Source organism: Agarivorans sp. D1326, from assembly GCF_056958115.1.
In genome coordinates this window covers 279153-293109 of record NZ_JBTWEN010000004.1, presented here as the reverse complement: position 1 = coordinate 293109, position 13957 = coordinate 279153, and the positions used below count along the sequence as shown (strand labels likewise).

At 44.9% G+C, this 13957-nt stretch carries 14 protein-coding genes and 1 tRNA gene; 7 read left to right on the top strand and 8 right to left on the bottom strand.

All coding sequences use genetic code 11. The features are described 5' to 3' along the window. Window position 1 precedes the first annotated feature (1 nt). The 5 genes from fabG to ACYFDN_RS10040 are packed head-to-tail and all read left to right on the top strand — an operon-like array spanning window position 2 to window position 4112. Entirely contained in the window at window positions 2–733 is a 732-nt protein-coding gene (fabG, locus tag ACYFDN_RS10060) for a 3-oxoacyl-ACP reductase FabG (protein WP_483510970.1), read from the top strand. Next, window positions 730–1959: a beta-ketoacyl-ACP synthase gene (locus ACYFDN_RS10055; RefSeq protein WP_483510969.1), complete on the top strand. Its 1230-nt coding sequence runs from the start codon at window positions 730–732 to the stop codon at window positions 1957–1959. The genes fabG and ACYFDN_RS10055 overlap by 4 nt, the downstream gene beginning before the upstream one ends. Window positions 1960–1980: 21 nt before the next feature. After that, complete coding sequence (locus tag ACYFDN_RS10050; RefSeq protein WP_483510968.1) at window positions 1981–3060, top strand: methyltransferase; 1080 nt, start codon at window positions 1981–1983, stop codon at window positions 3058–3060. Window positions 3061–3089: 29 nt separating this feature from the next. Then, window positions 3090–3509 carry a hypothetical protein gene (locus tag ACYFDN_RS10045; RefSeq protein WP_483510967.1) on the top strand — a complete coding sequence of 140 codons (420 nt, stop codon included), beginning with the start codon at window positions 3090–3092 and terminating at the stop codon, window positions 3507–3509. Between the two features lie 60 nt (window positions 3510–3569). Beyond that, window positions 3570–4112: an acyloxyacyl hydrolase gene (locus ACYFDN_RS10040; RefSeq protein ID WP_483510966.1), complete on the top strand. Its 543-nt coding sequence runs from the start codon at window positions 3570–3572 to the stop codon at window positions 4110–4112. Here the strand turns inward: ACYFDN_RS10040 and ACYFDN_RS10035 are convergent. The 3 genes from ACYFDN_RS10035 to ACYFDN_RS10025 form a co-directional block, all read right to left on the bottom strand. After that, the gene (locus ACYFDN_RS10035) at window positions 4083–4958 is read right to left on the bottom strand and encodes an alpha/beta hydrolase (RefSeq protein WP_483510964.1); all 876 of its coding nucleotides are present in this window, start codon (window positions 4956–4958) and stop codon (window positions 4083–4085) included. The two genes, ACYFDN_RS10040 and ACYFDN_RS10035, sit on opposite strands and share 30 nt — an antisense overlap. A 127-nt stretch (window positions 4959–5085) precedes the next feature. Continuing rightward, window positions 5086–6270, bottom strand: a complete 1185-nt coding sequence (locus ACYFDN_RS10030) for an amino acid aminotransferase (protein WP_483510963.1) — start codon at window positions 6268–6270, stop codon at window positions 5086–5088. A 2-nt stretch (window positions 6271–6272) separates the two neighbouring features. Next, window positions 6273–7244 carry a DMT family transporter gene (locus tag ACYFDN_RS10025; RefSeq protein ID WP_483510962.1) on the bottom strand — a complete coding sequence of 324 codons (972 nt, stop codon included), beginning with the start codon at window positions 7242–7244 and terminating at the stop codon, window positions 6273–6275. Window positions 7245–7385: 141 nt separating this feature from the next. Between ACYFDN_RS10025 and ACYFDN_RS10020 the strand changes: the two genes are divergently transcribed. Beyond that, complete coding sequence (locus ACYFDN_RS10020) at window positions 7386–7835, top strand: Lrp/AsnC family transcriptional regulator (RefSeq protein ID WP_483510960.1); 450 nt, start codon at window positions 7386–7388, stop codon at window positions 7833–7835. A 178-nt stretch (window positions 7836–8013) separates the two neighbouring features. Here the strand turns inward: ACYFDN_RS10020 and ACYFDN_RS10015 are convergent. The 5 genes from ACYFDN_RS10015 to rpsU form a co-directional block, all read right to left on the bottom strand. Continuing rightward, window positions 8014–8090, bottom strand: a tRNA-Ile gene (locus ACYFDN_RS10015). 112 nt (window positions 8091–8202) lie between these two features. Next, window positions 8203–10026 carry an RNA polymerase sigma factor RpoD gene (rpoD, locus tag ACYFDN_RS10010; protein ID WP_016403356.1) on the bottom strand — a complete coding sequence of 608 codons (1824 nt, stop codon included), beginning with the start codon at window positions 10024–10026 and terminating at the stop codon, window positions 8203–8205. Between the two features lie 147 nt (window positions 10027–10173). After that, entirely contained in the window at window positions 10174–11934 is a 1761-nt protein-coding gene (dnaG, locus tag ACYFDN_RS10005; protein ID WP_152784246.1) for a DNA primase, read from the bottom strand. 87 nt (window positions 11935–12021) lie between these two features. Continuing rightward, window positions 12022–12465 carry a GatB/YqeY domain-containing protein gene (locus ACYFDN_RS10000; protein WP_016403354.1) on the bottom strand — a complete coding sequence of 148 codons (444 nt, stop codon included), beginning with the start codon at window positions 12463–12465 and terminating at the stop codon, window positions 12022–12024. A gap of 16 nt (window positions 12466–12481) precedes the next feature. After that, window positions 12482–12697 (bottom strand): 30S ribosomal protein S21, encoded by a 216-nt coding sequence (gene rpsU, locus ACYFDN_RS09995; RefSeq protein WP_016403353.1) that lies wholly within the window; start codon window positions 12695–12697, stop codon window positions 12482–12484. Window positions 12698–12918: 221 nt separating this feature from the next. Between rpsU and tsaD the strand changes: the two genes are divergently transcribed. Further along, a complete protein-coding gene (gene tsaD, locus ACYFDN_RS09990) occupies window positions 12919–13941 on the top strand; it encodes a tRNA (adenosine(37)-N6)-threonylcarbamoyltransferase complex transferase subunit TsaD (protein WP_016403352.1) in 1023 nt (340 codons plus the stop codon). Window positions 13942–13957 lie beyond the last annotated feature (16 nt).

Sequence of the window (13957 nt, the reverse complement as noted above, 5' to 3'; positions counted from 1 at the left end):
TATGAGTGATAAACCGCGCGTATTGGTTACGGGAGCAAGCCGGGGTATAGGAAGGGCAATTGCAATTCGACTGGCTAAAGAGGGCTACCAAGTTGTTATCAACTATCGGGGCAACCATGAAGCCGCAAAGCAAGCCTTAAGCGCTGTTAGCGAGTTCTCGGCTACCAGCTACTTACTTCCTTTCGACATCAGCCAACGAGAGTTATCTAAACAATCTATCGATGAGGATATTGCGGAAAACGGCGCCTATTTTGGGGTAGTACTGAATGCGGGAATTGCTCGAGACAATGCGTTTCCAGCAATGACCGAGCAAGAGTGGGATGGTGTTATACATACCAACTTAGATGGCTTGTATAACGTGTTACACCCATTGCTTATGCCGATGATTCAAACTCGAAAAGGTGGTCGAATCATTACTTTGTCGTCACTGTCAGGCGAAGTGGGTAATCGGGGGCAGGTTAATTATAGCGCTGCTAAAGCAGGCATTATTGGAGCTACTAAAGCCTTAGCCTTAGAAGTGGCCAAAAGAAAAATCACCGTAAACTGCGTGGCTCCAGGCTTAATTGATACTGACATGATGGCCGATTTGCCACTGGACGAGCTTAAGAAGCAAATTCCTCTGCGTCGCCTAGGTGATGTGGAAGAAGTCGCCGGTACTGTGGCGTTTCTTATGTCTAAAGATGCCGCTTACATTACTCGTCAGGTCATTTCAGTAAATGGAGGCATCGCGTGAGCCATCGAGTTGTTGTTACTGGAATGGGCGGCGTTACTGCTTTTGGTGAAAGTTGGGATGACATTCAGGAGAAGCTTAAGTTAGGCGAAAATGCAGTGCGTTATATGCCCGAGTGGGAGCGCTTCTCAGATATGCATACTAAGCTAGCTGCGCCTATTGACGACTATGAGTTACCCAAATACCCAAGAAAGAAAGTTAGAAGCATGGGGCGTGTTTCGTTATTGGCAACAAGAGCGACAGAGTTAGCATTAACTCAGGCTGGCTTGCTAGATGATGAGAGGATTAAAGACGGGCGAATGGGCGTTTCTTATGGTTCGTCAATTGGCAGCACAACACCGATTATGCATTTTGGCGATATGCTTAAAAATGGTAACTGCAAGGGAATATCTTCAACAACTTACATCCAAATGATGAGTCATACAGCTCCGGTAAACTTAGGGGTGTTCTTTGAGCTAAAAGGTCGAGTTATTACTAGTTCGAGTGCTTGTACCTCAGGCAGCCAAGGAATTGGCTATGCCTACGAAGCCATTAAGTCAGGAGCTCAGCAACTTATGGTAGCTGGAGGAGCTGAAGAGTTATGCCCCTCAGAAGCAGTAGTGTTTGATACTCTTTTTGCAACTAGCACTCAAAATCAAAGCCCTAAAAACACTCCTCGCCCATTTGAAAAAAATCGTGACGGTTTAGTGATTGGCGAAGGTGCAGGAACACTAATTTTGGAGAACTTGGAACACGCTAAAGCACGTGGCGCCAAAATATATGCTGAGTTGGTGGGGTTTGGTACTAATTCTGATGGGACTCATGTTACTCAACCTCAAAGCGCGACCATGAAGATTGCGATGGAGATGGCAATGCAAGATGCTGGAGTGAGTGGTGAGCAGATTGGGTATGTAAGCGCCCATGGTACAGCAACTGATAAAGGTGATATTGCAGAGAGTTACGCAACGCATCAAGCCTTAAATAAGCAGGTGCCTATTAGTTCAATGAAAAGCTTTTTTGGACATACCTTAGGGGCTTGTGGAGCCCTTGAGGCGTGGTTTGCTATTGAAATGATGAACAGTGGCTGGTTTGCCCCCACCGTTAATCTTAATACCGTTGACCCTGAGTGCGCCAGCTTGGATTACATTACTGGCTCAGGACGAAACATAAAGACCGACTTTGTTATGAGTAATAACTTTGCTTTCGGCGGAATAAACACCTCTCTCATATTCAAGCGCTGGATGTGTTAAGAAAACATTAGGAAGTAGTACGTGGATTTTTATACAAAAGATAAGTTAAAAGCAGTGGATGCTATTGAGCAGGCGCAGCGTTTGGCTTTTGCTCCTGTCGCCTTTCACACTGCACGAAGCCTGCGAGATTTGGGAATTCTTAGTGCACTGGATGATGCTGGGGATAAAGGCTTAAATGCAGAAGATATTACTCAACTATCAGGTGTGAGTACTTACGGCGTTAAGGTTTTACTTGATATGGGCTTAAGTGCAGGCCTGGTGACCTGGAGCGCAGATAAGCAAGTTTATGCTCTGACTAAAATGGGCTACTTTATCGAGCATGACGGCATGACTAGGGCAAACATGGATTTCACAGCTGATGTATGTTATGCCGGCTTACAACACCTTACTGAAGCCATTAGCGAAGGTACTCCCGCGGGATTAAAAGAACTTGGCGAATGGGACACTATATACGAAGGCCTATCGACCTTGCCGGAGCCTGCAAAGCAGAGCTGGTTCAACTTTGATCACTTTTATTCCGATAAAGCATTCCCTAAGTTGCTTGAAATTGTGTTTGCGAATCAACCTTCAAAGATAGTAGATATCGGGGGTAATACTGGTAAGTGGGCGATTAAGTGTTGTGATTACAATGCTGATGTCTCTATGACTATTGTTGATTTACCTCAGCAATTGGCAATGGCAAAAGTAAATGCAGCTGAACACGGCTTTGCTGACCGCATAGAAGGTGTGGCGTGCAATATGCTGGATCCTAGCTGTGAATTACCTAAGCATGCGGATGTTTATTGGATGAGCCAGTTCTTAGATTGCTTCTCACCAAAGGAAATAGTATCTATTTTGAGCCGGGTTAAATCGGCGATGAGTACCTCTAGCAGTATCTATATCTTGGAATTATTTCCCGATAGACAAAGCCATGAGGCCGGTGCTCATAGTTTAAATGCAACTTCTCTTTATTTTACTTGTTTAGCCAATGGCAACAGTCGCTTCTATAGAGCACAAGATTTTGTTGAGTGTATTCACGAAGCAGGTTTAGAGATAGCCGAACAGATAGACAATATTGGCTGGGGACACAGCTTAATCAAGTGCCAGTTACCAACAGAATAACCCTAAATGATCTACAACAAGGACGAAAAATGATACGCGCAATTAGTATGTTATCTATAGTGGCAACGCTATTTCTCACCCCTCTAGCTGTCATGGCTGAATCTAACGAAAAGGCTGTTGCGCCTAAGCCTTTATTGAATCAGTCTATTCCGGATAACCTGACACAAGATGAAGTAAAATCACTTATGGTAAAGGCTGGCCTAAAACGTAATTGGGTCATTAAAGAAGAGCAAGCAGATTTAATGTTTGCAGAGATTTACGTGCGCTCGCACTACGTTGCGGTAGATATTAAGTTGCACGATGGGCAGTATGACATTTTATATCGTGATAGTGACAACATGAAATACAACCCAGCCTCTGGATATATTCATCGCAAATATAAGGGGTGGGTAAAAAACCTTAGCGGTGATATTCAAACAGAACTAGGTAAAGCCTCTATTCAAAAATAAGCCTTAGCGGGGTTGACGAATATGTCGACCCCCTTAGCTCTTCCCACAAGAGAATCATGGATGACACAGCTCTATTTTCGCGCAGTACTACTGTTAATCTTCAGTATGAAAGTGACAGCTAATGACACAAATTTCATGAGTGTTAATGTTGGCTATGGGCCTCAACCAAGTGCAGAAGTTAGTCAGCGCAACTACACGGTCGGGCTAGACTACGAGTTCTATCGTTATAAGCGTAGTGAAAAGCAATGGTTAAGCCTAGGTGTTGGATACAGCTATGTGGGGACAGACTATGAACATAATCGCTCTTTACACGCAGTCTCTTTATATCCTCAGTTAACCTTATTGGCGACCCCTTATGGTGAGTGGCAACCTTGGTTTTTTGTTAGGGCGCTAGCACCTACCTATCTTAGTGAGAAGAATTTAGGGACTAGAACTCAAGCTAAGCATTTTGCATTTCAAGCTCAGGTTGGTTTAGGGCTAAATCATCAGCCTAGTAATTGGAACTTGGCTTTGTCTTACAAGCACTTCTCCAATGCTAATCTTTATCAACCTAACGATGGAATTGATATCCCCTTAGTTTTCAATTTTGGAAAGAGATTCTAACGGGATGTTTTCATCCGATATCTCATCAAAGTAACTCAATAATAGTGGTCTGTTTGAAGCCGATTCCGGTGTAAATGTTCTAGCGTGGTTGCAGCCTTCTAACAGCTCGAATGACTTTTCTACTTTACTACCTTGATACATCTTTTCACTAAACTGCCAGGGAATTAACGCGTCGCTTTCGCAATGCACAAATAGAATCTGAGTATCACTTAATAGATGAAGTCTTGGTAATGGGTCGTGAGAGGTATCAATAACTAATGGTATTAACCAAGAGCCAAGAAACCCTAAACTGTTCTGCTCTACCACGTGTTTAGCCACCTCAGGAAAGCTGTGGAAAGATGAGTCAACAACTACGAGGTCAAACAACTCGCGTTGTTGAGAGTCCAATAAACCATCAAGCATTACTGCTCCCCCCAGAGAAGTGCCTATTGAGATAAGTTGATAATTTTGAATCGCTGAAAACTGTTGTTCTACAAAGCGGAATATAGTTTTCGCGTCTGACCTTAGGTTATCGAAGTTGGGTACTCCGCTTGAGTTGCCGTAGCCAGAGTAGTCAAACAGTAGCAAGTCGTAGTTTTGTTCGGTTACCCAAAGGTACTTTTCTACTGTTTCGCTAAGGTTGCCAGAGTTTCCGTGAAAGTGAACAACAATGCCTTGGCTGTTCAATGAGTCGGCGGAAACAAGTACTGTATGTAGCTGGTTACCCGAGTCTGACTCAATAAAGAAACTGTCATATTCTTTGCCAGGTAGATTAATTTCACCGCCTAACTTGGGGTTGTAGTACGGAGAATGGCTACAACCGATTAAGCCTAAACAAGCTGCAATTACAATCAGAAAACTTTTCATGCTCTCACCATCATCTCCGTAAGTCTCTGTATTAATTACTCGAGATACTTACGGATAGATCAGTTTGGTGAAGTAGTTAATTTGTTTCTGAGTTGTCGTCTAGCTTATTAGCGTGGTGAGTCCATGGTTAAACACCCACCGCTAAACAGGACTCCACTAAACGTGGGATAAAGGTTTTAGCTAAACCTGCTACGTTTATTCTGCCACCACTCACTATGTAAATAGCGTGCTGCTCGCGCAGTTGCTCAAGTTGTAGCTGGTTAAACCCGGTTAACGAAAACATGCCTTGATGCTGGGTTAGATAACTAAAGCGCTCGCTGCCCGATTGCAGGGCAAACTCCTGCACTAAGCATTGGCGTAAATCACGCATGCGTTGGCTCATTTGATTTAGCTCTTGCTGCCATTGTTGGCTTAGCAGAGCATCGTTTAGGATCTCGGCCACAATAGCTGCGCCCCAGTTGGGTGGCATGGTGTAGCTGCGACGTGCTAGCTCAAATAGTTTTCCGCGGGCATTGGTGGCTTGTTGTAAGGTTTCTCCCACTACTATGGCTACACCACTGCGTTCACGATACAAACCGAAGCTTTTTGAGTTTGAGCTGGCAATCAGCAGCTCCGGGACTTGTTGAGAGAGGTGTTGTAAGCCTTGGATATCTTCGATTAAACCTTGGCCAAAGCCTTGGTAAGCCAAATCAACAAAAGGCAAAAAGCCATTTTTGAGTGCAAGTTCAGCAATGCTTTGCCAAGCAGAAAAAGAGATGTCAGCGCCAGTGGGGTTGTGACAGCAACCATGTAATAACAATACGTCATCGGGCCCTAGCTTAGCGATTTGCTCTAACATCGCTGGCTCGTCAACTTGCTTGCTAACAGGGTCGAAATAGGGGTAAAAGCCCACATCCAAACCTGCTGCTTGCATTATGGGTTGGTGGTTCACATAGCTGGGGTTAGACAGCCATACTTTGGCGTTCGGTTTGGCACTGGCGATAAGATCGGCCAGTAAACGTAATGCGCCACTGGCCCCTGGGGTTTGCATGGCTATCGCCCGTGAAAAAGCGTCGGTGCCCTTAAGCAATAAGCCTAACATGGCTTGGTTGTAACTGGCGTTCCCCGCTAAGCCAATATAGGCCTGAGTGGTTTGCTGATCCAATAAACGTTGCTGAGCAATACTTACCGCTTTCATTACCGGCGTAGCGCCATGCTCGTTACGGTAAACCCCTATGCCTAGGTCAATTTTGTTGTTGCGAGGGTCATCTTTAAAGGCTAAGCCTAATGACAAAATAGGATCATCTTTTGCGGCCGGAAGATTAGCAAACATGGTTATTCCTTAAGGTGTAAAGCAAGCACTTTGCTCGGCTTATATCCACTGGCAATCACAACGCCAATGACAGTGCTTATAATACCGAATATTGTTAGTGGGTCGAGGTTTTCAGCAAACAGCCAAAAGGCCAGCAGCGATGCTAATACTGGGGTGAGTGAGCCCAAGGCCGAACTTAATTCTGCACCTAAGCGGCTAATGGCAAAGCTATAACAACAGCTTGCTAGTAGCCCAACAATAATACCTTGAATCAGCATGTGACTGAGCAACTCGGAAAAGGGAACGTGCCCTGCACCCCAGTTATGGTTTGGGTTTAGCCAAGTATAAATTATAAGTATGAGGGCATTAGGAACGGTAATTACCGCTGCTGTCTCTAGTGGGCTAAGACTACTTTGGCGGGCAGACAAAGTAAAAATTGCCCACAACAAGCTCGCGCATAAAAACATTGCTTGCCCAAGCAGCTGCTGGCTGCTGGATTGGCTAAAGCTGTTAGCTAACAGCAGCAATACTCCAACAAAGATGGCGGTTAAACCCATTTTCTTATAACGCTCAAAGGGCTGCTTAAACACCAGTACAGCAATGGCAGTAACAAAAAACGGAGCAACACCTGGCACAAGTGTGCTGCCTTGAGCCACGGGTGTATAAGACATCGCAATGGCGGAGCACAAGAAAAATGGCAGTCCAGCTCCGGCAATCATCCCCAACAAATAAGGCCAAGCTACCCCAGTAATTTTAGCCCAACGTTTTATCAACAGTGGGCATAGTAGAACTGCTGGAATGACATAACGAAATAAGCTTATTTCAAGCACGCTAAGCGGTGACAAAGCACTACTGCGCAAAGATAGAAAGTAAATGGACCAAATAACAATGGTGGCAATCGCTGCAATAAAGCCTGAGCGTCTTTGCCGGCGGGTGCATGAGAGTGGAATAACCTGCAAGTTAGCTAAGCTTGCAGTGGGGCTTATTGTTGCCATGATTCATATCCTTATGGAGATAAGGTATTGTTGCTAATGATGGCTGGTTAAAGGAGGCTTAACTCATGATTTTTGGCTTCATTGTTAGCTCAGCTTGCTAATGTTTAAATAATTTTTGGTTTTATTTGCTGGTGGTATGAGATGAATAAAGTTGATCGAGAGCTATTACATTTGATTCAGCGAGACTGTCGGCTTACTACAGCCGAGTTGGCGGAACAAGTGGGCTTGTCGGCGTCTCCGGTAGCTAGGCGTTTACGCTTACTTGAGCAGCAAGGCTATATCGAGGCTTATCGCGCTCACCTCAATAAAGCCAAGCTAGGTTTGCAAATTATTACCTTTGTTCACGTGCGTTTAAAGGAACACCAAGATGCACCGGTAATGGCCTTTGAAGCGGCAGTAAAAGACATGCCGGAAGTGGTCAGTTGCCATACTGTCTCAGGCGCCTTTGATTACTTGCTTCAAGTATTAACCGCAGACTTAGCTGCCTATGAAAAGTGGGTGAGGGAGCTACAACGCTTAACTATGGTAAGCCAGTTAGATAGTAGCTTTGCTATACGTGAAGTAAAAAATCATCAGCCTTTACCGGTTTAAAGCTCTGTAAGATGGCTGATTGCTGGTAATCCTAGATAATAACTAACACCACAAGGCTACACTATTACGCTTAAGTTTGAGCGTGACAGTTAACAGCTACTCTCAATAGCTTGTTGTGTGCTGAACAGACCTTACAAAAAAAGGCGCAGAAGGTATTAACCTTCTACGCCTTTGTATATGGTGGCCCTTCACAGACTTGAACTGTGGACCTAACGATTATGAGTCGTGTGCTCTAACCAGCTGAGCTAAAGGGCCAAATTGGGTGTTGCGAGCTTAGCTCAAACAACGAGGCTGGATTATAAAAAATCATGTCAGCCTTGTCTATGCGTTTGAAACTAAGCGCTTATTTATTCGCCGTTTAGCTCACCTATTCGTCTAAGAAGCTGCGTAGCTGCTCAGAACGAGAAGGGTGACGAAGCTTACGCAGTGCCTTGGCTTCAATCTGACGAATACGCTCACGGGTTACGTCAAACTGTTTACCAACTTCTTCAAGAGTATGGTCGGTGTTCATTCCAATACCAAAACGCATGCGTAGTACTTTAGCTTCACGTGGGGTTAAGCCTGCTAGTACTTCTTGAGTGGCAAACTTGAGGTTTTCGCCTGTTGCTGCATCTACTGGCATCGACAGGGTGGTATCCTCAATAAAGTCACCTAAGTGCGAATCTTCATCATCACCGATTGGTGTTTCCATGGAGATTGGCTCTTTAGCAATTTTAAGTACCTTACGGATCTTGTCTTCTGGCATTAACATGCGCTCCGCCAACTCTTCTGGAGTAGGCTCACGACCCATCTCCTGAAGCATTTGACGGCTAATACGGTTTAGCTTGTTAATGGTTTCGATCATGTGAACCGGAATACGAATAGTACGTGCCTGGTCCGCAATAGAACGAGTAATAGCCTGACGGATCCACCAAGTTGCGTAAGTAGAGAATTTGTAACCACGACGGTATTCAAATTTATCTACGGCCTTCATTAGGCCAATGTTACCTTCTTGGATAAGGTCTAAGAATTGCAAACCACGGTTGGTGTATTTCTTCGCAATAGAAATTACCAAACGTAGGTTAGCTTCAACCATTTCTTTCTTAGCACGGCGAGCTTTTGCTTCACCAATGCTCATACGACGGTTGATGTCTTTAATGTTGTTAATGGTTAGGCCAGTTTCTTCTTCAACACTTTTTAGTTTGAAGATACAACGGCGCACTTCTTCGTCTACTTCCATTAACGCGGGGGCGTAATCTTTAGCAGAGGTTTTGTGCTCGTTAAACCATTCTTCACTGGTTTCGTCTTTAGAGAAGGCTTTTACAAATGCTTGTTTTGGCATTTTGCCTTGCTCTACACACAGCTTAAGAATTAGACGTTCTTGAGTACGCACACGTTCCATCATGGTACGCATGCTGGCTACTAGCTTGTCGAACAGTTTTGGCACTAGGCGGAAAGTATGGAAAATTTCGCTTAGCTCAAAAATCTCTTTAGTGGCACGGGCAGACATACGGCCGTGCTTTTCGATAGCTGCGTGAGTTTTTTCGTACTGCTCACGTAAGGTGTCGAAGCGCTCTTTTACCAACTCTGGGTCAAGACCAGTGTCTTCTTCTTCCTCGTCTTCATCTTCGTCTTCGTCTTCAAGATCTTTTTCTTCAAGCTCTGAGCCGATGTGAGTCGCTGTTGGTGCGGCTTCGGCTACTTCGTCTTCGTCGATGAAGCTGTTTACAATATCGCTAATTTTTAGTTCTTCTGCTTGGTACTGGTCGTACATTTCAAGCAAGATAGAAATGGTTTCTGGATACTCAGAAACACTGCGTTGAACTTCGTTAATACCTTCTTCAATGCGCTTGGCAATGTCGATTTCGCCTTCGCGGGTAAGTAGTTCAACGGTACCCATTTCACGCATGTACATACGCACTGGGTCGGTGGTGCGGCCTAATTCTGATTCTACCGTAGCAAGTGCTTGGGCTGCCGCTTCGGCGGCGTCTTCGTCGGTAGTATTTTCGGCCAACAATAAGTCATCGGCATCAGGTGCATTTTCATGTACCTGAATACCCATGTCGTTGATCATTTGAATGATATCTTCAACTTGATCGGAATCTACGATATCAGCAGGTAAATGGTCGTTTACCTCTGCATAAGTTAAGTAGCCTTGCTCTTTACCTTTTGCGAGAAGGAGTTTGAGTTGAGACTGTGGGGTTTGTTCCATAGATGTCATCCGAAGTAGATTAAGCTAGCAAAACCATAAACGTAAGCGCTGCAAGCGCAAACGAAGAATTATATCAAGTATGGGTTAAAATTTCTATATCAAGGGCATTTAACCAAAAACTTTTTGTTTATTCCTTAAACAAGCCAATTAAGGCTTTAATTCCACTACTAATTGCTGCATTTCGTATTTCTCTTCTACGCTAAGTGTACCTTGCAGTGACTTAACATTGAGTTGCTCGTAACGCTGCAACAGCAGTTGCTCCACAAAACTGGCAATAATATCTTGCAACTCGTCTGGGTAGCCTGATTCGTCAATTTCTAAATTATAGCCTGCCAGTGCACTCAAATGTTTTTGCTCAGGCTGTTCGCGCCAGCGTTCAATTAGCTGGCCAGTGGTTATCTCGGGTTTTTTGTGTATTTCGCCAATGAGCGCTAATAACAGTGGCATGCCTTTAATGTTAACTTGCTTAAGCTGCTCTGAAGGCGGCAATTCATTAGCAATATCAGGTCGTTGCAAAATCATCGCAATAGCTTTTCGCATTGGGGTGATTTTGAGTGAGTTGGCCTGTTTGTTTTGGGGCTTGGGGTCGCTTGCGGCAAAAAACTTAGTTAAGCGGTTACTATCCCAGCGCAACCATTTGGCCAACTCGCCCTTGAGCATTTCGCGATAAAATTCAGCTTGGACCGGCTTAATTAGCTCAGAGGCGCGGGCTGCTAAATGGCTTTTGCCCGCATCTGTAGTGACGTCGATTTCTTGGCTTAAACGCTCAAACATAAAGCGTGATAAAGGCATGGCCTTGTGCATGCGTTGTTCAAAGCCGTCTTTACCTTCTTGGCGAACCAAAGTGTCTGGGTCTTCCCCGTCAGGTAAAAACATAAACTTAAGTTCTACGTTGTCGCGTAAATGCGGTAGGGCATTTTCTAGGGCGCGCCACGCTGCATCGCGGCCTGCACGGTCGCCATCGTAGCAACAAATAATTTGGTTGCTGGTTCTAAATAGCGTTTGTAGGTGCTCTGGGGTGGTAGAGGTACCTAGTGAGGCAACCGCATAGTCAATCTCAAATTGGGCTAAAGACACCACATCCATATAGCCTTCTACCACTAGTATTTGTGGTATTTGCTTATGCGCTTGGCGCACTTCGTAAAGGCCGTAGAGTTCACGCCCTTTATGAAATACGCTGGTCTCTGGTGAGTTTAGATACTTTGGTGTGCCGTCACCAAACACTCGCCCGCCAAAGCCAATATAACGACCACGTTTATCACGAATTGGAAACATCACTCTATCGCGAAAACGATCGTAGCGGCGGCCTTTGTCGTTTTCTATCGATAATCCGGCATCGACAAGTTGTTGGCTGGCCTGCTTAGAGCCACCAAGGGCTTTACCTAGCGCATCCCACTCATCGGGCGCATAACCAATGGAGAAGCGTTGTACCACCTCGCCACTTAAGCCACGGCTTTTTAGGTAGTCGATAACCTGTTGTTTGTTGGGGTTAGTACGTAGTTGCTGCTGAAAAAAGCGGCTGGCGTGGCCAATCAGTTCGTATAAGTCTTTACTGGCTTGGCGTTGTTGTTGGCTTTTTTCTTTATCAAATTTACTGTTGTTGCTGTTTTCTCGCTCTACTTCCACACCCATTTGGCTGGCCAAGTCTTCAATGGCATCTACAAACTCCAGTTTGTCGTATTCCATTAAAAAGCTGATGGCATTGCCGTGGGCACCACAACCAAAGCAGTGATAAAACTGTTTGTCTTGGCTTACGGTAAAAGAGGGGGATTTTTCATTATGAAAAGGACAGCACGCTGAGTAGTTTTTGCCGGCTTTTTTTAAACGCACACGTTGGTCGATAAGGCTTACGATATCGGTACGAGCCAATAAATCATCGATAAACTGTTGCGGTATTCTTCCAGCCATTCACTACCATCTTCAGCGAAAATTAAAAACAAACAAGCCGTGAACTCAATGAGAACACGGCTTGTTCGAGTATTCTAAGGGACGAGCTTAGGCTAGTTTACTGCGGACAGCGGCGCTAATAGCACCCATGTCTGCACGGCCTTGTACCTGAGGTTTCAGGATGCCCATCACTTTACCCATATCTTGCATTCCAGCAGCGCCTGTTTGAGCAATAGCGGCTTCGATTAACGAGGCTACTTCTTGTTCGCTAAGCGCTTGAGGAAGGAACGCTTCCAAGATTTCAATCTCGGCAAGTTCTTTATCAGCTAAGTCTTGACGTTCGGCAGCTGTAAATTGTTCAGCTGCGTCTTTACGCTGTTTTACTTGTTTAACAATGATGCTCAGGATCTGGTCATCATCTAAAGTAATGCGCTCGTCAATTTCTACCTGTTTAACAGCCGCAAGCAACATACGCAGTGTGCCAAGACGAAACTTGTCTTTGGCGCGCATTGCTGCTTTTTGCTCATCTTGTAAGGTTGCTTTTAATGACATAGGTTATTAACAGCGCTTAGTACAAGCGAACGCGACGTGCGTTTTCACGAGCCAATTTCTTAGCGTGACGTTTAACAGCAGACGCTTTAGCACGTTTACGAGCTGTAGTTGGTTTTTCATAAAACTCGCGACGGCGAACTTCAGAAAGAATACCTGCTTTCTCGCAAGAGCGCTTGAAACGACGTAGAGCTACGTCAAATGGTTCGTTTTCACGTACTTTAACGATTGGCATATGCCTATCACCTTCCGGTTTATTAACGGCCGAACAAAAATCAGCCTGAGTGTTTAAAAATGGTGCGGAATTTTAAGCCGAACTAGGGGGCAATGTAAAGCCTATTTGTAATCCTCTGGTGAAATAAGCCGCTAGCAAGTAATATAGCTGCGATTTTAAGCGGGCTTAAGCATTAAAAACACCTATTTTTAAGCCAGTAACTAAGCAGGAAAAGCAAGATTATGCGTGTACTAGGTATTGAAACGTCGTGTGATGAAACGGGCGTGGCCATTTATGATGACCAACAAGGTTTATTGGCCGACGTTCTTTACAGTCAGGTTAAATTACATGCCGATTATGGTGGAGTAGTACCAGAGTTGGCCTCGCGCGACCACATTCGTAAAACCATTCCTCTTATAAAAGAAGCGATGGCGAATGCCAAGTGCACGGCAGATGATATTGATGCAGTAACATACACCGCTGGCCCAGGTTTAGTAGGGGCTTTATTGGTTGGCTCGCTAACAGCGCGCAGTATTGCGATGGCGTGGAACAAACCTGCTGTGCCGGTTCACCATATGGAAGGGCATTTGTTAGCCCCAATGCTAGAAGACAACCCACCAGAGTTTCCTTTTTTAGCCTTGCTGGTTTCCGGTGGCCACACTCTATTAGTAGAAGTGGACGGCATTGGTGAATATCAAATTCTCGGTGAATCTATTGATGACGCAGCTGGAGAAGCCTTTGATAAAACCGCCAAGTTATTAGGTTTAGATTATCCAGGTGGCCCAGCGCTAAGCCGTTTGGCTGAAAAGGGCACACCAGGCCGCTTTACTTTTCCTAGGCCAATGACTGATCGCCCTGGTTTAGATATGAGCTTTTCCGGCCTTAAAACCTTTGCTAAAAACACCATCGATGCCGAAGGCAAAGATGAACAAACCCAAGCAGATATTGCCTTAGCATTCCAACAAGCCTTGGTTGAAACTTTAATCATTAAGTGTCGTCGCGCCTTAAAGCAAACTGGCTTAAAACGCTTAGTGATTGCCGGTGGTGTAAGCGCCAATAAATCATTGCGAGAGCAGCTGGGTGAGTTACTAGAATCGCGTGGGGGTAAAGTGTATTACCCGCGGCCAGCGTTTTGTACCGACAATGGCGCTATGATTGCTTACGCAGGTATGCAGCGTTTTAAAGCAGGCCAAACCGAAGGTTTATCAGTAAAAGCGATGCCTCGTTGGCCGCTTGATGAGTTACCGCCTGCTAAAGCGATTTAGATGTTAAAAAGCGCCT